Here is a 26430-nt window from a genome sequence, read left to right on the forward strand (position 1 = left end):
CTTCCTTTACGATGAGAACATCGTTAAAAAAGAAAGGAAGTCCTTTACCATGGCAACTCATTTTGAATCACGTCACGAAACAGGCGTTAAAAAACTCAGCGAATTCACAGACGCAAACGCTGCACAATCTACGCATGACAAAATCTCTGAATCCCTGAAAGATATCGCTCCAGCAGTCGGTGAGTGGATCACGGATTTCGCATACGGTGAAGTTTACAGCCGCGATGGTCTCGTCAACCGTGACCGCGCAATCGTTACGATTGCTTCTCTCGTCACACAAGGTACAGAACCACAGCTTGCTCTCCACATCAATACTGGATTGACAGCTGGTTTAACAGGAAACGAAATCGTCGAAGCTATCATGCATCTTGTTCCTTACACTGGATTCCCACGTGTCTTGAACGCACTTGAAGTCGCAAAAGTTGTCTTTGCAGAACGTGGCGTCACAGTCGAAACAGAATAAGATCCGTACGACTTAATTGAAAAAAGATGGGCATGACGCATTTTCGGGTATCTCCTTAACAAAGGAGTGGTCGATCATGCGTTATGCCCTTTTTGCGGATCTTCACAGCTCATTAGCCGACACAGCGGCTGTCCTAGCTGACATACGGCGGCTCGCTCCCGATGCGCATTTGTTTTGTCTCGGTGATGTTCATGAATGCCATGTCGGTAAAAAGCGAGCGAAGCGCTATTCTTTCGAATCGCTCTCCCTCGTCGTGACGCTCGATGATGATTTTTTAAAGCTGATTGATTTTAAGACGTTACTTGGTAATCAAGAAGAACGCATCCTGTCGCTCGTTCCACCACATCTATCTCCTGTCATCGATGCATTACGCGATTGCCCTCGAAAACAACGGATCGAAGGGGCGTTATTGATTCATGGAGATCAACTCAGTTGGTCGCGGGATTTTCTACCCGACCTGTCACAACAACGCGAACCGTTACTCTTTTTTGGTCATAGTCATATCAGAGGTTTGTTTCGAAATGGCATCGCCAAACCGAGCCCACTAGGTCAAACTTTATCCATCAAAGGAGGACGGTATGCCGTCAATCTAGGTCCCGTCATGTTCGAACGAGAATGGTGTCTTTACGATTCAGAGCAACAAACGATTGTGTTCTATCAGGCGAAGTAAGAAGATACGACAAAAGCCGTCGGGCACAGGGCTCGACGGCTTTTGTTCGTGTATCTTATTGATCAGAGATAACGGACAAGCGATGCCTTGACGACATCTACTTGTGTGAAGTTCGTCTCTTCCGCGAATGTTTCGATGACTTGACGGACATCCCCTTGACGACGTACGAAGCTCGTCGGGACTGGTGTCGTACCGACAAGTTGCTCATGCAGACTCGTCAATCGATGATCATCGATGATCGTCGTCATCAAATCAAGGAATAGCAGAACATGCAGACGGTTCAAATAATCCCATGGTTTGTCTTCCGAACGGAATTCATTACGAGCGAGCCATTTTTTCAATCCGATCGCATCGATTTGACTCAACGTCTCTGTCGTACGTGCTGACTTCCAAAGCGTCAACAGTTCACCCAGTTTTTTCCGTGTCTGTTTCTTACGCATGAAGAATTCAAAATTGTCTTTCGTCCGTAATGCGTCTCCTTCAATCGGAGCAATCAAATCGGCTTCCGGCGCCGTCACGAAATCGTGAACGAAATCGACAGACTCTCCCGGTAACCAAGCAGCGACTTTCCCGTGAAAATCAGCCATAAAGGCGACCGTTTCTGCCAAAGGCTCCTGCTTCATCTGTGAAGCAGCTTGCTGTAATCGTTCTTTCGTCTCAGTCTTCATAATCTACCTCTTCTTATTCGTGGATTGGTCTTACATTTCTTCTGGAGCGCCGACACCAAGCAAACGAAGACCCTCTGTCAAGACGATCGTGACCGACTTGACGAGTGCAAGACGCGATTGTTTTGCTGCGTCATCTTCGAGAACACGGACGTGTCCGTAGTATTTATTGAAGCTTTGTGCAAGATCTAAGACGTAACGGCTGATGATTGACGGCTCACGACGTGTGAACGCGCGATCAATGACCGTCGAGAATTGGTTCAGCATCGAGACGACACCCCATGCATGATCATCGGCACTACCAGCGAATGGTGTGCCATCATAGCCACCTTTACGGAGCAACGAGTGCGCACGGGCATTCGTGTACTGGACATACGGTCCTGTTTCACCTTCGAATTTCAACATCTGCTCAAGGTCGAACTCGATGTTATTCATCCGCTCGTTCTTCAAGTCGTGGAAGATGACGGCGCCGACACCGACTTGACGAGCCGTTGCTTCGGCATTCGCTAAGTTCGGATTTTTTTCCGCGATGTTTTGCTTCGCGACGTCGATCGCTTCTTGTAGTACTTCTTCAAGTAAGACGATCCGACCTTTACGCGTCGACATTTTCTTTCCGTCCTTCATGATCAGACCGAACGGCACATGGTGCATTCCGTCGACGTTCTCAAATCCAAGTTTCTTCAAGACTGCGAACAATTGCTTGAAGTGAAGCGCTTGTTCCCCACCGACGACGTAGAACGCTTGCTCAAAGCGGTACGTTTCGAGACGATAGACAGCAGCTGCTAAGTCACGTGTCGCATAAAGCGTTGCGCCATCTTTCTTTTTAATCAAGGCAGGTGGCATACCTTCTGCTTCGAGGTCGACGACCATTGCCCCTTCTGATTCGACGAGGAGATCTTTTTCTTCGAGCAAATCGATGACGTGTTGCATCTTATCGTTGTAGAAGGCTTCTCCGTTCAAACTATCGAATTTAACACCGAGCATCTCATAGACACGGTTGAACTCAACGAGTGAGACTTCACGGAACCACGTCCAAAGCGTCGTCGCCTGCTCATCACCTTGTTCGAGTTTTTTGAACCAGAGACGTCCTTCGTCCTCAAGTGCCGGATTTGTTTCCGCTTCTTCGTGGAACCGGACGTATAATTTCAACAATTCCTTGATTGGTTCTGCACGGACCGCTTCTTCCTCACCCCACATCGTGTAAGCCACCATCAATTTCCCGAACTGTGTTCCCCAGTCCCCTAAGTGATTGACACCGACGACGTCGTACCCTTTTTTACGTGAGATTTGGTTGAGCGCGTTCCCGATGACCGTCGAACGCAAGTGCCCCATCGAGAATGGTTTCGCGATGTTTGGTGATGAAAAATCAGTGACGATCGTTTTTCCATTCGCTTCACTTGATCCGAACGCCTCTTGCTCCGTCAGGACTTGGTTGACGATTTCTTGCGAGACGACTTCCCGGTTCAAGAAGACGTTGATGTAAGGACCAACAGCTTGAACGTTCGAGAACAACGGCGCGTCAATTTTTTCTGCGAGCTCCGAAGCAATCATGTTCGGTGCTTTACGGAATGCTTTCGCGAGCATGAAACATGGGAATGCCAGATCTCCATGATCTTCATGTTTCGGTTGCTCGATCAGTTGTTCGATTTGTTCAACCGATAAGGCACCTTCCATGACGTGATGTAATACTTCTGCATACTGCGCTTTATAACTCATCTTTATTTCCTCCTGATTCACTGATTTTTTGGCAATAAAAAACGCCCCTTGCGCCACGCGCAAAGAGACGGAATGACCGCGGTACCACTCTTCTTGGTGTCACTCGACACCCACCTTGTTCGGGGATAACGGGGTTCCCCCGGCTACGCCTTTTCCATCAGGAATCGGGCAGCGTCTCAGAAGTGCGTTTCACGACCGGTTCGTCCTCAGGCTTCCACCATTCCCTGATTCGCTAGTTGACGAATATCAACCGTTACTCTCTTCATCATCGACTGTATTCGATATCTTTCACATTATACGCAATTCTTTCTTTTCTCTCAACCTTATTTTTTTGGTAAATGGCTTATCAAAATTTCCACAATTCGGGTATAGGAATAAAAGATACTTCTCAGGGGGAGGGATGTTTCATGCGCTACTACCAACATGTAGCCCGGACGAGCTGGATCGTCTTCGGTCTCGTCGCCTTGACATTATTAGTGATCGGCATCGTTCATCCACCAACCTTCCATCCTTCCGTCTCCATCGTCAACACTCTTTATTTATTCGGACTTGTGCTCCTGTTTCAGTTCGATAATGTCCGTCGTGGTGGCATTTACTATACATTCCAAGAAGGCATCATCTTATTTTTATTCCTCAATTACGGTTTAACGTACGCCTTGATTTTAAGCCAAGTCGGTATTCTCGTCTTTCAATTCTTGTCTCATCGAAAAGCGATTCGTTGGAAACGTTTCGTTTATCTCTACCCGATCAACGCCTTGTTCGATTTAATCTACATCTCGCTTCCGGTCTTTGCGTATTATGCGCTCAGCGGACCAATCGGCTCAAACTTTACGTATACGAAAGCCTTGATTCCTTTCATCGGCTTTTTGATCACCGTCTTCCTTGTCTCTTACTTCCAATGTCTATTCGTCAATCGCTTCCTCTACTTGAAATACGATTGGCAACGTCTCGTAAAGCTTCAGTCCCTCGTCTACGGAATCAGCATGTTAAGTGCTCTACTTGGAATCTGGTTCTACGATGAAAGTCCGCTCGTCGCGGCTACAGTTTCCGCTTTGATTCTCTTTTTGTTCAAACGTCTGTTGCAAGAGCGTGGTGACTCCCTTGAAGCAAACGATAATGCCAAGCGATTTGATGATGCGAAGGAACACTTGTTGATTTCCCGCTTCGAGCGCGAGACGATCGATTCGTTGCTCCTCGATTTACCGCATCTATTGCCGTTTTCTGAAGGTTGGATCTCAATTCAACAACAGCGGAAACAAGTCATCTATAACATCCGGACGAAACAACCGATTGACGTGTTACCACTGTTTCATTCCTTGTCAGCCGACGATTTGCATACCCCGATCATCTATGGGCTGCGTTGCGACTGGGGAAACGATATTCAGATCGGATTGCCTGTCGATCGTCACTCGATGCTAGCGATTCCTTCGATTACGAGCGGCGAGGTCGATGTTTCGATCATCCTATTCCATCAAGTCGCAGACGCCTATGATGCGACAAATGCCGACGAATTATCTCGTTTGCTCCGTATCTTTTGTCGCGTCTTAGAACGCTCACGTGAAACGGTCCAACTCTATACGGAAAGTCGGACCGATGCCTTGACCGAATTACCGAATAGTCGGGCTTTTTATGAACACGGTCGGCAGGAATTTGCCGCTGACTGCTATCCGCTCTCCGTGATCCTGTTCGATATCGATCATTTCAAACGTGTCAATGATACGTACGGTCATAAAGTAGGCGATCTCGTCCTTCGTGAACTCGGTCGACGTATCCAGGCGATCCAATTACAATATGATGATGTCTTTGCTGCTCGTTATGGCGGGGAGGAATTCGTACTTCTGTTGCGAAATGGTAGTCAAGAGGCTGCTATCCAGATTGCCGAGACGGTCCGCCATGCGGTCATGGATCGTCCCTTCCTCGTCGATGGTCACCGACTGTCCTTAACCGTCAGCCTCGGAATTGATACAGTGGAGGAAAGATATCAACGGACGTTCGAAGAATCACTCCGTCAAGCCGACCATGCACTCTATGTCGGCGGAAAACACAATGGACGCAATTGTACCGCGCATTATGCAAATCTTTGAAAGGTCGTGACTCTATTGTCGATTACGGAAATTGAAATGACGCTACCGACATCACAAACTCACCGGACGATTCGGATTCATCGGCCACCCCATTTAGATCCTTCTGAAGCGTTACCAGTGATTTATATGCACGATGGACAAAACGCCTTCAGTGGAGAAACCGCCTCGTTCGGAAAAGGCTGGGAGATTCATCTTGCGCTACAACAGACACAGATTCCGGCAATGGTCGTCGCGATCGACAGTCCAGAAGACGGCATGGACCGTTATGACGACTACGCTCCTTGGAGTGATGAAGCTTTATTGATGCGGACTGCTTATCCTTCGCACCGGAAATCAATCGGCGGAAACGGTAAGGTCTACATGGACTGGATCATCCGCGAGTTAAAACCATACATTGATGCCAACTACGCGACACGCCCTGACGATACGACGATGATCGGCAGCTCGATGGGTGGCGTCATCTCGCTCTATGGATTATTCGCGTATCCGGAAGTCATCACGCGCGTCGCTGCCCTGTCGACGGCCGGATGGGCAAACTTCTCCTCACTCCTTGAATTCATCGAGCGTAGTCCGTCTCTGTCTGCTGCCCATCGCTGTTATATGGATGTCGGGACAAAAGAAGTGAGTGGCCCGATGACGGAGACAGATTATTTACACACAAATGATGTCTTAGCGCGAGCGGTCGAACAGAAACTTACTCAAAGTCGCTATACGATCATTCCGGAAGCAATCCATCATGAAACGGCCTGGGCCGAGCGTTTACCGGATATTTTACGTTACTTGTTTCCTTCCTCGTGAATACACAAAAAGCCGGGCGATTTCTACTAAAGAAATCTTCCGGCTTTTTACGCGTGCCTTATACTAATTCTTCTTGTTGCTCTTTTTCATAACGGTTGCGCGGATGCTCCCGGCATTCATCGGAACACGAACGCATGACTTTTGGTTCGCATTCTTCACAGCAGAAGTGCTGTCGATTACATTCCGGGTTTGCACAATTAACGTAGCGCGTCTCCGGTTTTCCACAGTAGTAACATTCTGAGACGACAGAAGGATTGACGGCATTGACAGGAACTTGTACACGCTCATCAAAGACGTATAGTTCGCCTTCCCAGTCTTCTCCTTGCGTCTGTTCATCTTTTCCGTACATGACGACTCCGCCTTTTAGGTGGAAGATATCATCACTCTGTTGCCGTTTACGGAAGTACGCCGTGAATTTTTCACAACGAACACCACCCGTACAGTATGTGAGAACCTTTTTTCCTTCAAACAAATGCTCGTTCTCGTCAAGCCACTCCGGGAATTCCCGTGAAGCCTCGACATCGACTTTTACAGCATTCTTGAAGTGTCCGAGGTCGTATTCATAGTTGTTGCGTACATCGAGAATGACGACATCATCTTGTTTCATCATTTCTTTCCACTCTGCTGGTTCAAGATACGCAGCGTGTTCTTCTGGTACGTTGAATTCATCCTCAAAACGCCATGTGACGAGTTCTTTTTTGTAACGGACGAACGTCTTTTTGAAGGCGTGCTCTTCGACTTCATCGATTTTGAATTCGATGTCAGCGAATCGTGGATCCGCCGTCAAGTCCTTCATGTATTGTTCCGTTTGTTCGACCGTTCCAGAGAGTGTGCCGTTGATTCCTTCTGGTGCGATCAAAATCCGACCTTTAATACCGAGCTCTTTACAGTAAGCAAGATGCTCTTTCGTTAGCTGTTCCGCATTTTCGATCGGAACATACTTATAAAATAATAGTACGCGATAAGGTTTCATATTCCTCATTAGCCCCCATGTCAGTTTTTTGCAGTAAAACGAACGTTGGCAAACGAAGCGTCTAGCTATTGACTAGCTGGGAACGCCTGCAAAACGCACCCATTTAAGTATAATACCAACTCCCTTTCGAATGTACAATCTACAATTCCTGAATCCCTTTCAAGGAATTTCATTCCCTTTCTGAATCAGAAAGAGGTAAAATAAAACACAGTAGTACATCTCGCAAGGAGGATTCCGAATGCTCCATACACTTCGTGACTGGATCGAGCAGATGATTTTCTTTCTCCAAGACTTACCTGGAGGAGCTGCCACCGGTTTGATTGCCCCGTTTCTTGAGTCTCTATTTCCTTTCCTGCCACTCGTCCTGATCATTTCCGCGAATGCGGCAACCTATGGTTTTGGTATGGGTGTTCTCGTATCATGGGTCGGGAGCATGCTTGGATCACTCGTCGTCTTCGCTTGCATTCGATATCTATTTCGTCGTCCGGTTACGCGTTGGCTTGAAAAACACCATGCCGCACAACAGTGGATCGAACGTGTTCGTCACATGAGTCCCATCTCACTCGGATTCTTTTTTTCACTTCCGTTCATGCCTGCGTTCATCATCACGTCCATTTCCGCCATGATTCAACTATCGCTGCGGACGTATTTGATCGCTGCTGGTGCCGGTCGTCTGATCGTCGTCATCATCTTCTCGCTAATCGGAAAGGAATGGTCCACGTTCCTTGAACGTCCGATGCGTCTTGTCCTTCTATTTTTGATTTTACTCGCCATCTGGGGAGTCAGTCGCGGTACGGAAGAATGGCTGAAGCGTCGTGCGCTCTCAAAACGTGCGGATCATTTACGGGAAATCGAAGATAAGATCGAACGTCCATCTGAAAAATGACTCAAGCCTGTCTATGATTCCATAGGCAGGCTTTTTAAGTTGTTCTCATTTTCCGGGTACTAGGTCTTTTGAATCATTTTCCGATATAATTAATATATAAAAATAACGTTCAAACAATGTTCAATATTGCAAACGCTTACATTAAATTGGTATGACCAATATTAATATAATAATGAGCTTTTCTTCTTAAAAATTAGGATAGCTTTTCCAGAAACGACATCCTTATAATGAATTTACATTCATTCCTTAAAGGAGGCGTCCTCATGCATCAAGTGTCCGAAGTTCAAAAAAATGAAGCGACTCAATCCGCTCCAGCAATCGTCGAGAGCGCTACTTTTCAACAATTGATGCGTCAAAAGAATGGCTTCATTCTTCCAGCCATCAGTTTCTGTCTTATTTTTTATTTTACGCTTCCGATTTTAACAAGCTACTTCACGATTTTAAATCAGCCGGTGTTCGGTGATATTACAGGTGCTTGGATCTTCGCTTTTGCTCAGTTCATCATGACGTGGACGTTCTGCATGATGTACAGCAAAAAAGCACGTGCCTTTGATCGACTCGTCGAACAGATCAAGGAGGAGTCGAAATGAATTATACTGCCGTTGCCTTATTTGCGGCGATCGTCGGTTTGACGCTCGTCATTACATACTTTGCTGCTCGTAAAACAAAAACTGCTAACGACTTTTATACAGCGGATGGTGGACTCACTGGTGCACAAAACGGGATGGCGATTGCCGGCGACTATATGTCTGCTGCCTCGTTCCTCGGAATTGCTGGAATGATCGCTTTAGCCGGATTCGACGGATTCTTCTACTCGATCGGCTTCCTCGTTGCCTATCTGGTTGTCTTGTACCTCGTTGCCGAACCACTTCGGAACCTTGGGAAGTACACGATGGCGGATATGATTGCCGCTCGTTTCAATGCTTCAAAAGTTCGAGGAGTCGCTGCCATGAACTCAATCGCGATCTCGATTTTCTATATGATTGCGCAACTCGTTGGTGCGGGTGCCTTGATTGAACTGTTATTAGGAATTCCTTACACGACAAGTGTCATCATCGTCGGTATCTTGATGACAGTCTACGTTGTCTTCGGTGGTATGACGGCGACCTCATGGGTCCAAATCATCAAAGCGATTCTCTTGATGGCAGGAACAGCTGTCATTTCGTTCATGGTATTCGCCAATTTCGATTTTTCGATCTTCAAGATGTTTTCAGAAGTCAAACAAGCGACACCGCTCGGTGATTCATTCTTGAATCCCGGAAACAAGTTCAAATTACCGCTCGATACGATTTCATTGAATCTCGCACTCGTTCTCGGAACGGCTGGATTACCACATATCTTGATTCGTTTCTTTACTGTTAAGGATGCTCCGACTGCTCGTAAATCCGTCGTATATGCGACGTGGATCATCGGTGCCTTTTATATCTTGACGATCTTCCTCGGCTTTGGTGCCGCTGCTTTCGTCGGTTCTGAAGATATCATTGCTGCCAATGCTGCTGGTAACATGGCGGCACCACTTCTTGCCCAAGCACTCGGTGGCGATTTACTCTTCGCGTTCGTCGCTGCAGTCGCCTTTGCGACGATCCTCGCCGTTGTTGCGGGACTCGTCTTATCCGCAGCATCCGCCTTTGCCCATGACTTCTATAGTCATATTCTTCGCAAAGGACAAGCAACGGAAAAAGAACAGATGACGGCAGCACGACTCGCTTCCATCGCCGTCGCCTTGATTTCGATGGTACTGGCATTGTTCGCGCAAACGATGAACGTCGCGTTCCTCGTTTCGCTTGCCTTTGCTGTCGCGGCAAGTGCCAACTTGCCAGTTATTCTCTTGACGATCTTCTGGCGCCGTTTCAATACTGGCGGAGCTGTCACAGGTATGGTCGTCGGGTTATTCTCTTCACTGATTCTCGTCGCACTCAGTCCAAACCTTTGGGCAGTCGACGGTTCAGCCTTGTTCGTCGGGGAAGCCCTCTTCCCGCTGACGAATCCAGGAATCGTCTCCATCCCGCTTGGCTTCCTCGGAGCCATCGTCGGAACATTGTTGACGAAATCGAACGAAGTTGCCGGTAACTTCGAACGTATCGTAGTCAAGGCCAATACCGGTATCGATGCAGCCGCAGAAGTCGCCGCGTCAAAAGAATAAGTTCCCCTTAACGGCTCCTTCAACCCCCTTGAAGGAGCCGTCCCCTTTACATTCTTCTCATTCATTGCCATACTAAGTGAAGAATAGAGAAGAAAAGGAAAGGAAGACTGTACATGGATCTCGCTTTTTATTATTTCTTAATCCTCGGATTTTTCATTGGAATCATCTCCGGCTTTTTCGGAATCGGTGGCGGTATCATCTTGACGCCCCTACTACTCATTTTAGGATATGCTCCAAGCGTTGCGATCGCGACCAGTCTCATGTTGACTCTCGGATCAACGGTTTCAGGTACGCTCTCTCACTTACGCCTTAAAAATGTCGTCTGGCGCGATAGCCTTGTCGTCGGTGGTGTCGGAATCATCGGTTCGACGATCGCGACACCACTTGTCCTTCGTTTAGAGGAAGTCAACGGTGCTCATCTCGTCATCTCGATCGTTTATATCGGACTCCTACTCTACTTCGCGAATAAGTTCTTACGTTCGAAAGCAACGACCGGAGAACAGACAGGTTGGAAAAATCGATATCTTGCCCTTGCCTTTACTGGTCTGTTCGCTGGATTCATCTCTTCGCTTCTCGGTGTCAGCGGTGGATTCATCATCACACCGTTACTCGTCGGGATTGTTGGCTATGAGTTGAAACGTGCGGTTGGAACGAGTATTGCCTCCGCGTTACTGATCGTCCTATCGGGACTCGTCAACTATACGGTCGCGAGCACGAATATCGATATCCTCGTCGGGATCATGCTGATTGTCGGCGCCTTGCTCGGAGCACCGATTGGCGCGAAGCAGTTGACGCATTTCGAAAGTCCGTTCGTCAAAAAGTACCTTGGTATCTTCTATTTGACAGTTGCGGTCAGTGTCCTACTCGAAGTCATCGGCTGGAACGTCGCTTCACTTTCCGTTCTCGTTGCGCTTAGTTTGATTTTCTTACTGACACTCCTCGTCTACAGCCGTCGTCGAACGAATGGATGAATCGTCTCATCAGAAAAGCGGTGATGCCCCTATCAGGCATCACCGCTTTTTTCCGTTAAGCCACTCGTTTGTGACCGGCTCGTTCATAGTCTCTCGTTTGTTCAATGACTAAGTGCGACAAGAACAACATTCCAACCAAGTTCGGAATCATCATTAATCCATTGGCAATATCCGCGACCAGCCACAACGGTTCTAATTGTGCGACCGCACCATAACAGGCTGCGAGCGCAAAGAACACGCGGTATCCTTCGTTGAAGCGTGTCGTACCGCTCAAGTACTCCAAGCACTTCTCTCCATAGACATACCAACCGATGATCGTTGAATAACCGAAGAAGAAGACGGAAAAAGCGACCGTCCATTCTCCAAATGATCCTAGAACACTCGCAAAGGCGGTTGCTGTCAGTGCTGCCCCGGAAAGATTCGCATCATGCATCATACCTGAATGTAGCCCGCCTGACGGATCCCAAAAACCTGTCGTCAGAAGGACGAGTGCCGTCATCGTACAAACGATCAAGGTCACGATGAAGGTACTCGTCATCGAAATCAACCCTTGTTCGACCGGACGCTCACTTTTCGCAGATCCAGCAATCAAGGCTGCCGTCCCAAGTCCTGCTTCGTTCGTGAAAATCCCCCGTGCTACACCGACTTGCATCGCCATCATGATCGATACACCGGTGAAGGCTCCCGCTGGCGCAAGCGGCTGGAAGGCGTACTCAAAGATTAAACCAAAGGCTGGTAGAATCTGATCTGCCTTCAATACTAAAAGGACACAAGCGGCACCGATATAGAGTAAGCTCATGATCGGAACGAAGATCGTCGAGATTGCACTGACGCGTTCGAGCCCACCACGAATCGATACATAGACCGCAATCGCGAGTAGAATGCCGAACACTAGCAACGGCACACGGAACGATTGCTCAAGCACCGTTGCCATCGCATTCGCTTGCACCGTATTCCCAACACCAAATGATGCGATCAAACCAAATACCGCAAACAGGATGGCGAGTAGTTTAAATTTAGGTCCTAGTCCCTTCTCGATATAATACATCGGTCCACTGACGGCTTCGCCGCGTTCGTTTCGACTTCTAAAGAGAATGGCAAGAAGGCTTTCTGCATATTTCGTCGCCATTCCGATTAAACCGATGACCCACATCCAAAAGACTGCGCCCGGTCCGCCCATCGTCAAGGCGACAGCAATCCCTGCGATGTTGCCATTTCCGATCGTCGCCGCGAGGGATGTCATCAACATCTGAAAGCTACTGATTTCACCTTCACCTTGCCCTGATTTTTGAACAGATAACTGAAACGCTTGTTTTAAACGTCGAAACTGAAGACCACGTAATCGGATCGTAAAGTATACTCCTGTTCCTACCAACAACATCATACTCGGAATCCCCCAGACCCAAGCCGATATCAGACGTAATACTTCCATGCCATTTCATCCTCTCTCTCTTTTCCGAGGCTTACCGTAGCATGTAGTTGTGTTTTCTTACAATACAAAAGAATACTTTTTGTGATTTTACACAATAGAAGATATACTAAAACTATCGAGCGAAAGAGAAAGAAGGGAAATCCCATGTTAGAAGCTTCATATCATTCTTTAGACGACTTAGCGGAAGCGATCGGTATTGCCTTGAATGCCCCGATTACGATTGAAGATCGCAATCACCGCCTTCTTGCGTATAGTACGCATACGGCTGATACAGACCCTGCCCGTGTCGCAACGATCATTGGTCGCCGGGTACCGGAATCGGTCATCGACCAACTCTGGAAAGATGAAGTCATCCAGAGCCTTGCTACACAAGATGATCCACTCATTATTTCTGCACGCACGGGTGTCGGACTGAATGACCGTGTCGCTATTGCAATCAAGCAAGATTCAGAAATTCTCGGCTATATTTGGTCGATTGCCCGAAGCACGCCGTTTACTCCTTCGGAACTAGCGGACTTAAAGAAAGGAGCTCTACTTGCTCAACGTCAGTTACTGGCGATCGACATGCAGAAAAAACGGAAGGAAGAGCAGACGGAACAGTTTTTCTTCGAGTTATTACATGAAGAACTATCCGAGTCAGAAATCTTGAAGATGTTCTCTAAGCTCCATGTCGCACCACCTGGCATCAGTCGTTTGACGGTCATTCGGTTTTCAGAGGCAATTACACCGCGTCTCGCCGATCGCCTGCGCTATTTATTGACGATCCAGCAGACGGTTCGTCCGTTACTTTATGCGTATGATGAGACGGATTTCATCTTGTGGATCAGCACAAACGATCGCGATGCAGAACAAGAGCGTCTGCAGTTCGATGCCTTCATCCAGTCGTTCCGACAACTACTCGCAGAGCGATTTGATTATACGGACTTCGTCGCAGCAAGTAGTGAAGTCTTCACGGGCGTCCAAGCGATTCCCGAGCGCTATGAAGAAGCGGGCATCGTCTTGCGTTTGAAAGATGCCTTTCCATTTGAGCTGAAGAACGTGACCCGTTACGAACGTCTCGGCCTATTCCAACTCTTACCGATTTTCTCGGAGCGTCTGCGACGGCGGACGGTTCGCTTGGAAGAAATCGAACGGTTGCGTGCTTACGATGTGAAACATGCTTCCTCCTTATGTGAGACGCTAGAATGGTTCCTTCATTATGATGGGAACGTCAAACAAGTCGCCTCTCATCTCCATGTCCATCCGAATACGATCCTCTATCGGATGCGACGGATCGAGGAGGAAGCGGGCATTCGAATGGAATCTTTACCTGAACGCTCCTTACTTTATTTGTACCTAAAAGCAGACCGATACCCTTTGTGATTTTCCACAAAGGATATCGGTTATTTTTGAAAACGCCGATAAAGTAGAACGCTTTCATTTCTCGTATACTGAAGAAGAAGAGAAATTGATTTGTTTATTTGCGAAAGGGGATCGCGTTCACATGATCATTGGAGTATTAAAGGAAATCAAAAACAACGAAAACCGTGTTGCATTAACACCTGCCGGGGTAGCAGCGTTACATGCACAAGGACATCGTGTCATCATTGAATCAATGGCAGGTATGGGGAGTGGCTTCACGAACGAAGAGTACGTCAAAGCTGGTGCTGAAATCATCGCGACTGCTGCTGAAGTCTGGGCAACAGCCGAACTTGCTTTAAAAGTTAAAGAGCCGATCGCTTCAGAGTACCAATACTTCCGTCCGGATCTGACATTATTCACGTATCTTCACCTAGCGGCTGAGCCAGAACTGACACGTGCACTTGTTGATTCGAACATCACAGCAATCGCTTATGAGACGGTTGAAAAGAACCGTACACTTCCATTGTTAACACCAATGAGTGAAGTCGCAGGACGTATGGCATCACAAATCGGTGCACAGTTCTTGGAAAAACCACACGGTGGTATGGGCATCCTGCTTGCAGGTGTTCCTGGGGTTCGTCGTGGAAAAGTCACAGTCATCGGCGGCGGTGTCGTCGGAACGAATGCTGCGAAACTCGCGGTTGGTCTTGGTGCGGATGTCACGATCATCGATGTCAGCCCAGAACGCCTTCGTCAGCTCGATGATATCTTCGGTAACTCGATCAACACATTGATCTCCAACCCGTACACGATTGCTGAAGCGGTCGCTGAGAGTGATCTCGTCATCGGTGCCGTCTTGATTCCAGGTGCAAAAGCACCGAAACTCGTCACTGCCGATATGGTCAAACGCATGAAGCCGGGCGCTGTCATCGTTGACGTTGCCATCGACCAAGGTGGTATCTTCGAGACGGTCGACCGTATCTCGACGCATGATGACCCAACATATGAAAAATTCGGTGTCGTTCATTACGCAGTCGCGAACATGCCAGGTGCTGTTCCACGTACGTCTACACTAGCATTGACGAACGCAACGCTTCCGTATGTCCTTGAGCTCGCGAACAAAGGCACACACCGTGCGCTTGCTGAAAACGATGCTCTTGAAAAAGGATTGAATGTCGCACAAGGATTCGTCACGTACGAAGCGGTCGCACGCGATCTCGGATACACGTACAAATCCGTTGAAGATGTGCTTCACCTACACGCATGATCTTGAAAGTAGAAATAGTCGATGATTCCTTTTTGAGGAACCATCGACTATTTTTTATTGCTTCTTGAGGCAACACTCCGCTTGTCATATGATGAGAAACGAAGACTTATGATTTTGAACTAGTAGAGGGGATCTCATTACATGACACAAACCATAACCGCCCATTCTCATGAACTTCAGAGCCACGTCGCTGAAGTCGCGTTACTCGAAACACTGACATCCGATACAGAAGAGAGCGTACGTATTGCCGCAACTGAGCGCTTACGTGTTCTTGTCCCATCTCATCCATTGCTCAACATTGCTACAGCTCATTCCCTTTATTTCAAGAACGAACACACTCAAGCGCGCCGGCTGATCGAAGAGACACATCAGCAACTCGGTGAGCATGTGCACGGATACATCCTCCTCGGTATCATCAGTGAAGATGAAGGATATATGCACGAAGCAGAACAGTTTTTCCTTTCAGCCATCACACGGTTCCCTGAAGAGCCAGCAGGACATCGTTTCCTTGCCGTCCATTACAATCATCGTCAATTTTATGGGGAGTCAGCTATTCATGCGTTTACATATTTAAAGAAGGTTGGCGCATCTGGAATCGATACGCTGATGGCCATTGATTCCATCCAACAATTAAACGGTCATTCGATTGACATGTTGGAAGCACTCTATGCATTAATCCTTGGCGTATCTCATCTCGACAAAACCACCGTCTTTCATGCGACAGCTTCTGTCAATCAAAGTATTCAATATGAGAAGCTGCATGCTACATTGCGCGAAGACAGCGACGAGACCCTCTACGCTAAACTCGACGAATGCCTTTCCAACATGCTCGAGCATGGCTTGTTCGCAGCTGTTTATGACGATTCCGAAGAAAAGATCTATCGCCATGTCTTTCAGGATATGTGTCGGGATATGACCATCCGTCATGCAGGTTGGCGTGCGTATCCGGACTATATTCGATTACGCTTTCTCTATTTCAAACAATTGTTGTTACGCGACTGAACGTCAAAAAGCAAACGCGACGAGTGCCGCGATCGTCCATGGTAAGATCAAGTTGTCGAGATCGCGATATGAAATGGCTTCGATCAAGGCTGCGATATTCGCAAGCAAGAAGCCATAACTGACAGCGAGCCAAACCGGTTGTCCATAAAACAAGAACGTCACGGTCAACACGAGGAATGACGCCAAAAATAGGGCGATACTTCCTTCAAAGGATCGTTTCGTCTCACCACGGACGTAAAACGTCTTTCCGTAGCGTTTTCCGACGAGAGCCGCGAGACCGTCACCCCAAGCAAGCACCATGCTTCCCGCAATGAGCGCCATCGGCTGTCGCTCGAAGAAGAACAGGACAAGTCCCGCTAGAGCGAGTGGATAATAGACCGTTCCGTAAGAAGGACGATCGACGTCGTGCATCTGACCGATTCCTTTTCGTAGTGTCACTAGATTCACGACAGCAAAGAATAACAACGGTACGATCGCAACGTACCAGTGATCCAGCCAGAGCACCGCAAGAAATACCCAGTGACCGACAGCAATATGAATCCATTTTCGAACCGTCTCGGGAGAAAAGCCGAAACGGCGTCCAATGACTTCCAGGATGACGAGAACTAGCCCGACGATTCCAATCGTGCCAAGAGCAGCTATCCATTCCATCGTCATTCCCCCTTTCTTTCCTATTATTGTACGTTGTTTCAGTTGCCATTTGCCCTATTGAACCTTCATTTGATAACATAAGGTCAAATGACGTCCTAGAGAGGAAGTTTTGGAAATGTATGATGCTCAAGCAGTCCAAACATTATCAAGTTGTCTGCAACGCCTAAATGAAGGAAAAGGAATCGAACCCCTCGTCGCAACGGAAGGCACAGAATTGCCGAAGGTCATCAATCGCTTGAAGCAATTCGATCCATTAAAAAATGGTCTATCCATCAATGAAATCGTTCATTTGGCAAATGCCCTGATCGGCGAACATATGTCAGCGACGACGATCCAGAACTGGACGAAACGTGAAGTCCGGGACATCATCGGCGTACCGCATCGCGGAAAGAAGTACTCGATCAATCAGGCTTCGATCATCTATTTACTGGATGATTTAAAACACCTCTTCTCGTTAGAAGAAACACGGGAACTGCTGACGATCGTCTTCAAGAATCCGAATATTGATGAGGATGATTTAATCAGTCCGCTTAATTTTTATCTCGTCTATACGCAACACGCGGAGACAAGTGGTCCGATCGAATTGACGGAGAAGCGTCTCAGACGCTCGCTCGAGCGTATTAACGCTTACCGCCCTGAAACTGTCCACGTTCTCCAACTGTGTCTCTATGCCCGTCGTGTATCGCATTTAACACACGAAGCGAAACAACGCCTCCATCATGTTCTGCAAACGACATGATGAAAAAAAGATGCCATCCATGTCATGGAAGGCATCTTTTTTTATTTAGACGGCTGTCAGTGATTTATAGTGGACGTTGTTCGTCAGACTTTTCAAGACAGAGAGTAGTTCGTACATCGAGAGTTTGTCCGCATCCTTGACGAGACGGTACTCATCACCGTCTTGCAACAATTCAGCAACGACTTCTCCAGCTGCACTCCGTACGGAGAATTTTCCTTTTGTCAGGTCGAAGGAAATCGTGAATGTACCACGCTCATACACGTTGTACTCACATTTCTTCGAGAAGAGCGAAAACTTCTCACGCATTTGACCTACCTCTTGTCCATCATGGTTCATCACGACCCACTTCTTACATGTCGGAATGAACTTACCAAACGCTACCCCTCTACCTTCACCATTCATTACTTGAACACGACCATTCTCGTCGTGTTGAACCGCACCAATCATTTGGTGCGCTTCATCATAAATCGCGGCATGACCTTGCGAAAAAACGCAACCCTGCACATAGACAACTTTGCGCAACAGAAATTCTCCTCTCACTGCTAAAACGTGCTGGTTTTTCGTCCCCAGTTTATTTAGACATCCTGTATAGTTTAACTTTCTTTATCTGTATGATATTTCGTTAACGAAAATGATTATTGCACCGTTTCTCCAAATTGACAACCCCCTTTTGTCGACAATCATTCGACATGTTCAATGCAGGTTCATCTCCTTTGCAAATGCGAGCAATTCTTCCCGATCAATGAGGCGAACCTGATTTGGTTCCGCTAGCTGATACGCAGCTTCCGTAAAGGTCGAATTCGTAACGACCCACCCCTCGTCCATCCCGTAGAATGGAACCGAGGCAGCGACCTGTTGAACCGCTTCGAGCCCTACAGCCGCACTATATCGCTTTGCCTGGATGGCAATCTTATACCCTCGTTCATCCTCTATCAACAAATCTGCTCCGAAGTCGCGTGAAGCAGGTGTCAACTCGACCCGATATCCTGCTGTTTCAAATAAATCGGCAAGCCATTCTTCAAATTCTCGTCCTTCCATTCGATCGAGTCGTTTCTCAAGCGACGGCGTTAAAATGGACAAAAGAAGAAAAAGGATACACCCTACTATACTGATGATTAAGATTAAAGGTTCCCAAGAACTCGAAAAAAAATAAGTTCCGAAAATTCCTATCATTGCAAACAAAGCTGCTAGTAACAATCGTTTTCGTTTTAATCGTTTCATCGTGCTTTTCCCCTCTACTTCGTCGTGACCTTTTTTTCACTATACTAAAATTCTTCGTCGGTTGCTTCCTTCAACAGGAAACACGACTCGTCTTGCAGAAGTAAACTAACGAGGAAAGACTGTCTTAAAATCCATGGTCGAAGACCAGTCAGGAGGTAGCTCATGGCAGAACATTCATCTCCTTCATCGCTACGAATCATTCACGCGACGTTACGTGCTATGAAAGACCCTGTTCTTCTTATCGATGCAAATGGAAGGATTCAATTTCATAATGACGCGTTTCAACACCAGTTCATGAACACTCCAAATATCGAAACCGTTCAGGAGCTGTTTCCCATCACGGATGATTTCTTTCCATTACAGAAGGAAGCCGTCATTTCAACGACACATCAATTAACAGTCACAGCGATTGAAGCGACGGACTATTTTCTTGTCCATGTCGCTCCCCTGAAAATCGAGGACTTATTCAATTCAACACTAGATACTGCTCTATTCATCACCGACTCGGAGTTTCGGATTCAAACTTGTAACGAAGTGGCAAGCACCTTATTCCGTTTCGAGCATGCCGAAGACATCATTGGTCTCCAAGCGACGATTCTACATGATGCGAAGGAAATCGCTACCCGCCGTCAACATCTCGAACAATTGAACTTAAAAGACTTATCGGACGCGCAACTGTTTTTACTGCATGGACGGGAAGCCGAAAATGAATGGACCTATCATCGTTTGGATGGCTCAACGTTCCATGGACGCCTTTATATGACACGGTTGCCAAACGATACGTACTTCCTGCTCATTCAGGACATCACACCGCAAAAACAAATCGAATGGCATCTGACGAAAAGCGAACGCCGCTTCCGACTCTTCTCGGAATCCGTCGTTGAAGCCGTTATCTTTCATGACCACGGCATCATCATCGATGCCAATCGCGCAGCAGAAGTCATTTTCCGGACGAAACTCGAGAAAATGAAAGGCAAGACGACGCTTGAATTGATTCATCCGGATCATCACGCGCGTGTCTTACAACGCATCGAGGAGCATCGAGAAGAACCATACGAAGTCCTCGGTCAACGTGCCGACGGAACTTCTGTCGAAATCGAAGTGTTTCCGCGTGAAATCATCTACAACAACATCCGGATGCGTGTCGCCGTCGTTCGTGATATCACAGAACGAAAAAAGATTGAGAAAATGCTTGAACGCGAAAAAAATGCCATCATGCGTCAGCGTGATATCACACAATCGATTCTTCAGGCATCCAATGAAGGGTTCCTACTGACAGAAGAGGATGGGAGTTTCATCTTCATGAACGTCAAAGCACGCAAATTACTCGATGTCCCAGGCATTGCACCAAGTAAGATTCAAGAACGAATCAGTCTGATTCCGAATCTCGATTTGAACACTCGATTCGAGATGCTCCGACAAGTAGAAGAATTACTCGCCGGAAAACATTCTGAACTATCGTTTCGTTTCACGTTACAGCGACCAAATGAGTCCAGTCCACTTTATTTCGAATTTTATGCGACTGCGATCAAAAAGGAGAAGAGCCGCATTTCTCGTCATGGCTTCCTATTTGTTTTCCGTGATCGGACAGAGGAAGCAAAGATGGATCAAGTAAAGGACGAACTCGTCAGTACAGTATCGCATGAGTTGCGTACGCCGCTGTCCTCCATTCTTGGCTATATGGAATTACTACGATATAAAAAACAATCGGCTGATCGAATCGAACGGTATGTTGAGATCGTCCACGAAGAGACGAAACGATTGACGACGCTATTAAATGAGTTTTTAGACATTCAACGTCTAGAAGGTGGAAAACAGGAGTATACCTTCACGTCGTTCTCGTTACGCGATCTTCTTGCATCAACCGTCGATGCCTATGGCGAAACCGTCGAAACGCATCGGATTGATCTAGAACTGCCAGAGGATCCTGTTCTGATTTTTGCGGACGAGCACAAAATCAAGCAGGTGATCTTGAACTTGCTTTCGAACGCCATTAAGTATTCTCCACAGGCGGATCATATTCGAGTCATTCTTTCAGCCAATCCGGAACAAGCAACGTTCTCTGTGACGGATCACGGGCTCGGTATTCCACAAAATGCTTTTGAAAAGCTCTTTACGAAATTTTACCGGGTCGATAACTCAGACATCCGGAAAATCGGCGGAACCGGTCTCGGACTTGCCATCTGTAAGGAAATCATCGAATCGCACGGAGGTGCGATTTCCGTTGAATCAGAAATCAATGATGGTTCGACTTTCACCGTTGTACTCGAACGTGATCCAAGAAAGGAATGGAATTGATGCGGACCTACTTTATGACGGGTTTCCCCGGTTTTTTAGCGACCAAACTGATCGAACAACTGGCACGTGTTCCGGACCAAATCGCTTGTTTTCATTTGCTTCATTTACCGTCAGAGCGAAACGCAGCTGTTAAGCGACGCCAGGATCTTCTAGAACGTACATCCTTACGATCGGAGCAACTTGTATTGCACGAAGGCGATATCACGGTCGAACAGCTTGCTTTATCATCAGAGGCGCGGATGATGTTGCAACAAGACGTCACACACATCTTTCATCTCGCGGCGCTATATGATTTAGCAACAGCATATGAACCCGCCTTTCGAATCAATGTAATCGGTACCGCGAACGTGACACAGTTTGCTCATACGTGTCGGACCTTAGAGCGCTACATTTACTTCAGTACAGCGTATGTCTCGGGTCTTCGTTCCGGAATGGTTCTAGAAGATGAGTTACAAGCAAGTGCCTTTAAAAATGCTTATGAAGAAACGAAATATTTAGCAGAATTGCGTTTCCGTAAAGAAATCGGAACGATCCCCTATACGATCATCCGTCCTGGAATCGTCGTCGGACATTCCGAAACGGGCGAAACACCGAAGTGGGATGGCGTGTATTTCGTTTTAAACGCGATGCGTCTCCTGCAATCTTTTGCTCCTCTCCCGTATCCCGGTCGAGCAAACGCACTCGTCAATCTCGTGCCCTATGATTACGTCATTGAAGCGACCGCTTATCTCAGTCATGCACCGGTCGGAAGAAATAAGACCTATCATCTGACCGATCCATTCCCACATGGTGCGCGCGCGATTTTTGAGATGTTACACGTCGCCTATTATGGACGTTATCCGCGCGGAATCGTTCCGTTTCGACTCGTTAGCACGGCATTGACTCCAGCTGTCGCGAAACGACTTCAGATGCAACGGCAGACACTTGACTACTTCATTCATCCCGTTCAATATGACACGACACATGCCTTACGTGATTTACGGGACACTGGTATTATTTGTCCAGACCTTGCAGAAACGATGCCTCGACTCGTCCAGTATTACCAAACACACGTAACACACTAAAAAAGTCCAATCGTTCTTCCACAAGGGAAGTCGATTGGACTTTTTGAATCGGTTACCCGATCAACATATTTTCTTTTGGATAACGAATCGTCCGGTCTCGTTGCGTCGCGAACGTGAACAGAATCGTCAAGGAGCCGACACGTCCGAGTAGCATCATGAACATGATCAAAAACTTACCAAAGCTATTGAGCTCAGCTGTTACGTTCAAAGAAAGACCAACTGTTCCAAATGCCGAAACGGTCTCAAAGAATAGACCAATAAAGGAAATATTCGGTTGGGTCAATGCCAGGAACGTCGTGATCAAAGCGATGAACAATAAACTGAAGACAGCAATCGCATATGCCTTTTGAATCGCTTGCGTCTGAACAGTCCGTCGCATCAGAACCGTTTCACGCTGTCCGCGTATATACGTCCAGACATTCTTCAAGATGACCGCTGCCGTCGTGACCTTGATCCCGGAACCTGTTGATGCGGAACCTGCCCCGATGTACATCAAAACCATCATCAAACCGATCGAGAGCGGCACCATCGTCGTTAAATCGATCGTCTGGAAACCAGCCGTTCGTGTCGTGACGACTTGGAAGAACACGATATGAAGTGCACTGAAGAACGATTCATCTTTTAATGAACCCAAGTTCGAAACCCACTCGTAGAGCATCATTGCTAAAACACCTAGTCCATTGATGACGAGTAGTGATAGCACCATCAATTTAGAATGGAGCGAAATTTTCTTGAAGTTTCGTTTACCAGCGATATCCGCGATGACCGTAAAACCAAGACCACCAATCATCAAGAGAGCTGCAATCGTCAGAATGAATGTCGTATCTTGTTGGAAACCGATTAGATTATCACCCCATAGTGCGAATCCTGCATTGTTGAAGGCAGATACGGCGTGGAACAAACCGTAATAGAGTGCTTTTCCGAAGCTGTATTTGTATTGAATGAACAAATCAAGCGCAATCAAAAACATGCCGACGATCTCAACGAGGACCGTCGTGACGATGATATTACGAACGAGACGAATCGTTCCGCCCGGACTATCGAGATTAAACATCTCTTGGATAATGATCCGCTGACGAATCCCGATTTTTCGTCCCGTGACGCTGAGTAAGACGAGCGCGATCGTCATGAATCCAAGTCCACCGACCTGAATTAAGAGCATCATGATGATTTGACCGAGTAAATTATAGGATTCGGCAATATTAATCGGTGACAGTCCTGTGACGGTTCCTGCCGATGTCGCAACGAATAGGCAATCGATGAATGATACATCTTGCCCCTCTTGCTGCGAGATCGGAAGCCACAATAAAAAACCACCCAGTAAAATCGTCAATGTAAAGCCAGTTGCGATAAAACGTGCCGGTTTATCGAACAGCTGATGATACATCAATTCACCTAAACGCCCGAAGCGTGCGAGTCGTGAACGTCTTTTATGCGAGAACATCTTACTCCCCCTAGATTGTTTTCAGACAGAATTGTCTTTATCATACTCCCTCGAATTAAGAAGTTCTATCGAAATATGCAATCGACTAAACGTTTTCGTATTTTTTTGGTAAACTAGATAAAAGTGGACGTGTAATCATTAAAGGAGGTTGAGGGAAACAGTGGACCCTAAGACGGCTGATCATTCGATTGAGGATGTCTGGCGAAGGCTGGAACGACAATCACAATGGATGCCTGCGCAATTGTATTATCAATTCGAGGAACTCTTATCATTACATTTGGAGCAACCGATTCTAAATGAATTGTATCAAGTGTTAAAAAAATACGACGTACTGACCGATATAGAGCGTGACGAACGAAACGAAAGCATTCAAATGCTAATCGACGAAAACGGCGCTTGATTCTCGGTTTTTGGATTTCCGAGCAGAAGAAGTGTCTTCTGCTCTTTTATTTTTCGTTCCTACACGGATTACATACAGAAAGGTGGCACACATCAATCATGGATATCGTGTCGATCATCGGGATCATTCTTGGTCTCATCACACTAGTCGGAGGTATGATCTTAAAAGGTGCGCCTCCCGTTGCTTTGCTTAACCCAGCAGCCCTCGTCATCATCTTCGTCGGGACAGCAGCTGCCATCATGATTTCCTTCCCGAAGGAACGATTGAAAGTCTTACCTGCCTTGTTTAAAGTCATCTTATTCGAACAAAAGCTGATGACAAAACAAGTGTTGCTCGGACAATTTTTGACACTCTCGACACAAGCACGTAAAGAAGGTCTGTTATCTCTCGAGTCAGCACTTGAAGAAGTCGATAATGCCTTCATGAAGCGTGGCGTCATGATGGTCATCGATGGACAACCATCCGAATATGTCGAGGACGTCATGACACGTGATCTCGAAAACATGACGGAACGCCATCATGCAAATGCGAACATTTTCACGCAAGCCGGTACTTACGCACCAACGCTCGGGGTTCTCGGTGCCGTTGTCGGTCTCGTTGCCGCCTTATCCGATTTATCGGATATCGAAAAATTAGGTCACGCCATTTCAGGTGCCTTCATCGCAACACTATTCGGGATTTTCACCGGATACGTCCTGTGGTTCCCGTTCGCAACGAAGCTGAAGCAAAAATCAGCAAGCGAAATTCAGTTGTACGAGATGATGATTGAAGGAATTCTATCGATTCAAAACGGTGAATCACCAAAAAACTTAGAAGATAAGCTACTTGTGTACTTGACACCGAAGGAGCGTGCGAACTATGAAGCGGAAAAAGAAGCCGCATGATGAACATATCTCCGAAGGCTGGTTAATTCCGTACGCCGACTTATTGACCTTGCTTTTGGCCCTCTTCATCGTTCTGTTTGCTTCGAGTAATGTCGATGCTGTGAAACTAAAAGCAATGTCCCAGTCGTTTAGCTCCGTCTTCAACGGTGGCTCAGGGATGATCACGAACAGTTCGCTCTCCACTCAAGAAGAAGAGGATTCAAAAAAACTCGATGCCCGGACGAAGGCACAAAGCTATGAAATCGCAGAACTCGAAAAAATCAAAGAAGAAGCCAATCAATACATCAAAAATGAAAAACTTGAAAAAGACATCAAGGTTGAAATCACGAATGAAGGACTCGTCTTTACGATTCGCGACCGCGCACTGTTCTCACCAGCTCAAGCAGAAGTAAGAGGACGCTCGCTTCAAATCGCAGAGGGGATGAGCGCACTGCTCGTCAAGGCAGGACAACGTCAGATTCAAGTCTCTGGCCATACAGACAACATTCCAATCAATACAGCACAGTATCCATCAAACTGGGAACTGAGTGCTGATCGGGCGATCAGTTTCATGCGCGCTTTACAACGGAACCCAAAGCTTGAACCAAAACGCTTCACCGTCAGCGGTTACGGTGAATTTCAACCAATCGCGTCCAATCAAACAGAATCAGGTCGCAGTCAGAATCGACGCGTCGAAGTGTTAATTCGACCATTGATCGACTTAAAAGCCAATGTACTCGACGAGACAAAAGTCGAATCCTGAACGTAAAAAAGCTCCTTCGTGGTTGCCACGAAGGAGCTTTTTTTAATAATACGGACGAATCATGATGTAGACGATGACACCGGTCAAACTGACATATAACCAAAGTGGCATCGTAAAGCGTGTCCATTTTTTATGCTTCTCGAAATTTTGATTCACGGCGTGCGCGAGTGACATCAAGACGAGTGGAACGATGACTGCAGCTAGAATAATGTGCGTAATCAAGATGAAGAAATAGATCGGACGAACAAATCCTTCGCCCCCGAATTTCGTCGATTCACTGACGGCATGATATGTGACGTACGAAATCAAGAACAGTGTCGTCGTCGTCATCGCACCACCAATAAAGCGACGATGGTTCACCCGGTTGCCACGACGAATGGAAATCCAAGCGCCGAGCAACAGCATGAAGGTAAAACTATTGAAGATGGCATTCAAAAAAGGAAGCAACGTCCAATCGAATCCTGAATCGACTTGTACAGGTGGCGCAAAGAATAAGAGCGCCACGAGCAAGTTGATGACAAGCGTCAGCAGGATGACGAGCGGAACGAAATTCCGTTTAGTAGCAGGTTGTTGCAT

The 26430-nt window shown here is 47.0% G+C and carries 26 protein-coding genes and 1 other annotated feature; of the genes, 17 read left to right on the top strand and 9 right to left on the bottom strand.

Going from position 1 to position 26430, the window contains the following annotated elements:
* Positions 1-49: 49 nt before the first annotated feature.
* Both AC3B4V_RS12600 and AC3B4V_RS12605 read left to right on the top strand, forming a co-directional pair.
* Positions 50-463, top strand: a complete 414-nt coding sequence (locus AC3B4V_RS12600) for a carboxymuconolactone decarboxylase family protein (RefSeq protein WP_023469674.1) — start codon at positions 50-52, stop codon at positions 461-463.
* A 76-nt stretch (positions 464-539) separates the two neighbouring features.
* The gene (locus AC3B4V_RS12605) at positions 540-1133 is read left to right on the top strand and encodes a metallophosphoesterase family protein (RefSeq protein ID WP_290719432.1); all 594 of its coding nucleotides are present in this window, start codon (positions 540-542) and stop codon (positions 1131-1133) included.
* A 62-nt stretch (positions 1134-1195) separates the two neighbouring features.
* Here AC3B4V_RS12605 and AC3B4V_RS12610 read toward each other — a convergent pair whose 3' ends face one another.
* The gene (locus AC3B4V_RS12610) at positions 1196-1801 is read right to left on the bottom strand and encodes a hypothetical protein (RefSeq protein WP_050678446.1); all 606 of its coding nucleotides are present in this window, start codon (positions 1799-1801) and stop codon (positions 1196-1198) included.
* A 30-nt stretch (positions 1802-1831) separates the two neighbouring features.
* The gene (argS, locus tag AC3B4V_RS12615; RefSeq protein ID WP_023469677.1) at positions 1832-3514 is read right to left on the bottom strand and encodes an arginine--tRNA ligase; all 1683 of its coding nucleotides are present in this window, start codon (positions 3512-3514) and stop codon (positions 1832-1834) included.
* 60 nt (positions 3515-3574) lie between these two features.
* Positions 3575-3792 (bottom strand) — a binding site (T-box leader).
* A gap of 129 nt (positions 3793-3921) precedes the next feature.
* On the opposite strand from argS, the gene AC3B4V_RS12620 reads away from it, so the two are divergent.
* Both AC3B4V_RS12620 and AC3B4V_RS12625 read left to right on the top strand, forming a co-directional pair.
* Positions 3922-5598, top strand: a complete 1677-nt coding sequence (locus tag AC3B4V_RS12620) for a GGDEF domain-containing protein (protein WP_488378634.1) — start codon at positions 3922-3924, stop codon at positions 5596-5598.
* 15 nt (positions 5599-5613) lie between these two features.
* Complete coding sequence (locus AC3B4V_RS12625; RefSeq protein ID WP_488378635.1) at positions 5614-6396, top strand: alpha/beta hydrolase; 783 nt, start codon at positions 5614-5616, stop codon at positions 6394-6396.
* A gap of 58 nt (positions 6397-6454) precedes the next feature.
* On the opposite strand, the gene trhO is transcribed toward AC3B4V_RS12625, so the two are convergent.
* On the bottom strand, positions 6455-7369 hold the full coding sequence (trhO, locus tag AC3B4V_RS12630) for an oxygen-dependent tRNA uridine(34) hydroxylase TrhO (RefSeq protein ID WP_082663183.1): 915 nt from the start codon (positions 7367-7369) through the stop codon (positions 6455-6457).
* Positions 7370-7607: 238 nt separating this feature from the next.
* On the opposite strand from trhO, the gene AC3B4V_RS12635 reads away from it, so the two are divergent.
* The 4 genes from AC3B4V_RS12635 to AC3B4V_RS12650 all read left to right on the top strand — a co-directional run bounded on the left by AC3B4V_RS12635 (position 7608) and on the right by AC3B4V_RS12650 (position 11369).
* The gene (locus AC3B4V_RS12635) at positions 7608-8255 is read left to right on the top strand and encodes a TVP38/TMEM64 family protein (protein ID WP_023469681.1); all 648 of its coding nucleotides are present in this window, start codon (positions 7608-7610) and stop codon (positions 8253-8255) included.
* 263 nt (positions 8256-8518) lie between these two features.
* Positions 8519-8845: a DUF485 domain-containing protein gene (locus AC3B4V_RS12640; RefSeq protein WP_023469682.1), complete on the top strand. Its 327-nt coding sequence runs from the start codon at positions 8519-8521 to the stop codon at positions 8843-8845.
* On the top strand, positions 8842-10398 hold the full coding sequence (locus tag AC3B4V_RS12645) for a solute symporter family protein (RefSeq protein ID WP_488378636.1): 1557 nt from the start codon (positions 8842-8844) through the stop codon (positions 10396-10398). Before AC3B4V_RS12640 ends, AC3B4V_RS12645 begins: the two co-directional genes overlap by 4 nt.
* 113 nt (positions 10399-10511) lie before the next feature.
* Positions 10512-11369, top strand: coding sequence for a sulfite exporter TauE/SafE family protein (locus tag AC3B4V_RS12650; RefSeq protein ID WP_488378637.1), 858 nt, complete (start codon positions 10512-10514; stop codon positions 11367-11369).
* Positions 11370-11424: 55 nt separating this feature from the next.
* Here the strand turns inward: AC3B4V_RS12650 and AC3B4V_RS12655 are convergent, their stop codons facing one another.
* Positions 11425-12801, bottom strand: a complete 1377-nt coding sequence (locus AC3B4V_RS12655; RefSeq protein WP_149428002.1) for an alanine/glycine:cation symporter family protein — start codon at positions 12799-12801, stop codon at positions 11425-11427.
* Between the two features lie 144 nt (positions 12802-12945).
* Between AC3B4V_RS12655 and AC3B4V_RS12660 the strand changes: the two genes are divergently transcribed.
* The 3 genes from AC3B4V_RS12660 to AC3B4V_RS12670 all read left to right on the top strand — a co-directional run bounded on the left by AC3B4V_RS12660 (position 12946) and on the right by AC3B4V_RS12670 (position 16411).
* Positions 12946-14163: a PucR family transcriptional regulator gene (locus tag AC3B4V_RS12660; protein WP_029342896.1), complete on the top strand. Its 1218-nt coding sequence runs from the start codon at positions 12946-12948 to the stop codon at positions 14161-14163.
* Positions 14164-14284: 121 nt separating this feature from the next.
* Positions 14285-15409, top strand: a complete 1125-nt coding sequence (ald, locus tag AC3B4V_RS12665) for an alanine dehydrogenase (protein ID WP_029342897.1) — start codon at positions 14285-14287, stop codon at positions 15407-15409.
* A gap of 141 nt (positions 15410-15550) precedes the next feature.
* Positions 15551-16411 carry a tetratricopeptide repeat protein gene (locus tag AC3B4V_RS12670; protein WP_488378638.1) on the top strand — a complete coding sequence of 287 codons (861 nt, stop codon included), beginning with the start codon at positions 15551-15553 and terminating at the stop codon, positions 16409-16411.
* Between the two features lie 3 nt (positions 16412-16414).
* Here the strand turns inward: AC3B4V_RS12670 and AC3B4V_RS12675 are convergent, their stop codons facing one another.
* Complete coding sequence (locus AC3B4V_RS12675) at positions 16415-17062, bottom strand: diacylglycerol/polyprenol kinase family protein (protein WP_488378639.1); 648 nt, start codon at positions 17060-17062, stop codon at positions 16415-16417.
* 115 nt (positions 17063-17177) lie between these two features.
* Between AC3B4V_RS12675 and AC3B4V_RS12680 the strand changes: the two genes are divergently transcribed.
* Positions 17178-17801, top strand: coding sequence for a DUF1836 domain-containing protein (locus AC3B4V_RS12680; protein WP_023469690.1), 624 nt, complete (start codon positions 17178-17180; stop codon positions 17799-17801).
* Between the two features lie 45 nt (positions 17802-17846).
* Here AC3B4V_RS12680 and AC3B4V_RS12685 read toward each other — a convergent pair whose 3' ends face one another.
* Both AC3B4V_RS12685 and AC3B4V_RS12690 read right to left on the bottom strand, forming a co-directional pair.
* The gene (locus tag AC3B4V_RS12685) at positions 17847-18323 is read right to left on the bottom strand and encodes an LURP-one-related family protein (RefSeq protein ID WP_023469691.1); all 477 of its coding nucleotides are present in this window, start codon (positions 18321-18323) and stop codon (positions 17847-17849) included.
* A 171-nt stretch (positions 18324-18494) separates the two neighbouring features.
* Positions 18495-18881, bottom strand: a complete 387-nt coding sequence (locus AC3B4V_RS12690; RefSeq protein WP_230088865.1) for a restriction endonuclease — start codon at positions 18879-18881, stop codon at positions 18495-18497.
* Between the two features lie 303 nt (positions 18882-19184).
* Here AC3B4V_RS12690 and AC3B4V_RS12695 point away from each other — a divergent pair, with 303 nt between their 5' ends.
* Positions 19185-21320 carry a PAS domain-containing sensor histidine kinase gene (locus AC3B4V_RS12695; RefSeq protein ID WP_488378640.1) on the top strand — a complete coding sequence of 712 codons (2136 nt, stop codon included), beginning with the start codon at positions 19185-19187 and terminating at the stop codon, positions 21318-21320.
* A 14-nt stretch (positions 21321-21334) separates the two neighbouring features.
* Complete coding sequence (locus tag AC3B4V_RS12700) at positions 21335-22384, top strand: SDR family oxidoreductase (protein ID WP_488378641.1); 1050 nt, start codon at positions 21335-21337, stop codon at positions 22382-22384.
* Between the two features lie 52 nt (positions 22385-22436).
* On the opposite strand, the gene AC3B4V_RS12705 is transcribed toward AC3B4V_RS12700, so the two are convergent.
* Complete coding sequence (locus AC3B4V_RS12705) at positions 22437-23828, bottom strand: TrkH family potassium uptake protein (RefSeq protein ID WP_035395598.1); 1392 nt, start codon at positions 23826-23828, stop codon at positions 22437-22439.
* Between the two features lie 160 nt (positions 23829-23988).
* Here AC3B4V_RS12705 and AC3B4V_RS12710 point away from each other — a divergent pair, with 160 nt between their 5' ends.
* From AC3B4V_RS12710 to motB, 3 genes are all read left to right on the top strand, one after another.
* Positions 23989-24228, top strand: coding sequence for a hypothetical protein (locus AC3B4V_RS12710; protein WP_023469697.1), 240 nt, complete (start codon positions 23989-23991; stop codon positions 24226-24228).
* A 98-nt stretch (positions 24229-24326) separates the two neighbouring features.
* Positions 24327-25112, top strand: a complete 786-nt coding sequence (motA, locus tag AC3B4V_RS12715) for a flagellar motor stator protein MotA (RefSeq protein WP_023469698.1) — start codon at positions 24327-24329, stop codon at positions 25110-25112.
* Positions 25087-25854 carry a flagellar motor protein MotB gene (gene motB / locus AC3B4V_RS12720; RefSeq protein ID WP_064300687.1) on the top strand — a complete coding sequence of 256 codons (768 nt, stop codon included), beginning with the start codon at positions 25087-25089 and terminating at the stop codon, positions 25852-25854. Before motA ends, motB begins: the two co-directional genes overlap by 26 nt.
* Positions 25855-25896: 42 nt before the next feature.
* Here motB and AC3B4V_RS12725 read toward each other — a convergent pair whose 3' ends face one another.
* Positions 25897-26430, bottom strand: coding sequence for a DUF420 domain-containing protein (locus AC3B4V_RS12725; protein WP_064300688.1), 534 nt, complete (start codon positions 26428-26430; stop codon positions 25897-25899).

The sequence above is a fragment of the Exiguobacterium sp. E17S genome (genome assembly GCF_057772545.1).

Excerpts from the sequence above, each read along its gene's own strand:
- AC3B4V_RS12600 (WP_023469674.1), top strand. The coding sequence starts at position 50 with ATGGCAACTCATTTTGAATCACGTCACGAAACAGGCGTTAAAAAACTC.
- motA (WP_023469698.1), top strand. The coding sequence starts at position 24,327 with ATGGATATCGTGTCGATCATCGGGATCATTCTTGGTCTCATCACACTA.
- AC3B4V_RS12645 (WP_488378636.1), top strand. The coding sequence starts at position 8,842 with ATGAATTATACTGCCGTTGCCTTATTTGCGGCGATCGTCGGTTTGACG.
- AC3B4V_RS12700 (WP_488378641.1), top strand. The coding sequence starts at position 21,335 with ATGACGGGTTTCCCCGGTTTTTTAGCGACCAAACTGATCGAACAACTG.
- AC3B4V_RS12620 (WP_488378634.1), top strand. The coding sequence starts at position 3,922 with ATGCGCTACTACCAACATGTAGCCCGGACGAGCTGGATCGTCTTCGGT.
- argS (WP_023469677.1), bottom strand. The coding sequence starts at position 3,514 with ATGAGTTATAAAGCGCAGTATGCAGAAGTATTACATCACGTCATGGAA.
- ald (WP_029342897.1), top strand. The coding sequence starts at position 14,285 with ATGATCATTGGAGTATTAAAGGAAATCAAAAACAACGAAAACCGTGTT.
- AC3B4V_RS12650 (WP_488378637.1), top strand. The coding sequence starts at position 10,512 with ATGGATCTCGCTTTTTATTATTTCTTAATCCTCGGATTTTTCATTGGA.
- AC3B4V_RS12655 (WP_149428002.1), bottom strand. The coding sequence starts at position 12,801 with ATGGAAGTATTACGTCTGATATCGGCTTGGGTCTGGGGGATTCCGAGT.
- AC3B4V_RS12680 (WP_023469690.1), top strand. The coding sequence starts at position 17,178 with ATGTATGATGCTCAAGCAGTCCAAACATTATCAAGTTGTCTGCAACGC.
- AC3B4V_RS12605 (WP_290719432.1), top strand. The coding sequence starts at position 540 with ATGCGTTATGCCCTTTTTGCGGATCTTCACAGCTCATTAGCCGACACA.
- AC3B4V_RS12640 (WP_023469682.1), top strand. The coding sequence starts at position 8,519 with ATGCATCAAGTGTCCGAAGTTCAAAAAAATGAAGCGACTCAATCCGCT.
- motB (WP_064300687.1), top strand. The coding sequence starts at position 25,087 with ATGAAGCGGAAAAAGAAGCCGCATGATGAACATATCTCCGAAGGCTGG.
- AC3B4V_RS12725 (WP_064300688.1), bottom strand. The coding sequence starts at position 26,430 with ATGCAACAACCTGCTACTAAACGGAATTTCGTTCCGCTCGTCATCCTG.
- AC3B4V_RS12675 (WP_488378639.1), bottom strand. The coding sequence starts at position 17,062 with ATGGAATGGATAGCTGCTCTTGGCACGATTGGAATCGTCGGGCTAGTT.
- AC3B4V_RS12670 (WP_488378638.1), top strand. The coding sequence starts at position 15,551 with ATGACACAAACCATAACCGCCCATTCTCATGAACTTCAGAGCCACGTC.
- AC3B4V_RS12695 (WP_488378640.1), top strand. The coding sequence starts at position 19,185 with ATGGCAGAACATTCATCTCCTTCATCGCTACGAATCATTCACGCGACG.
- trhO (WP_082663183.1), bottom strand. The coding sequence starts at position 7,369 with ATGAAACCTTATCGCGTACTATTATTTTATAAGTATGTTCCGATCGAA.
- AC3B4V_RS12705 (WP_035395598.1), bottom strand. The coding sequence starts at position 23,828 with ATGTTCTCGCATAAAAGACGTTCACGACTCGCACGCTTCGGGCGTTTA.
- AC3B4V_RS12610 (WP_050678446.1), bottom strand. The coding sequence starts at position 1,801 with ATGAAGACTGAGACGAAAGAACGATTACAGCAAGCTGCTTCACAGATG.
- AC3B4V_RS12635 (WP_023469681.1), top strand. The coding sequence starts at position 7,608 with ATGCTCCATACACTTCGTGACTGGATCGAGCAGATGATTTTCTTTCTC.
- AC3B4V_RS12660 (WP_029342896.1), top strand. The coding sequence starts at position 12,946 with ATGTTAGAAGCTTCATATCATTCTTTAGACGACTTAGCGGAAGCGATC.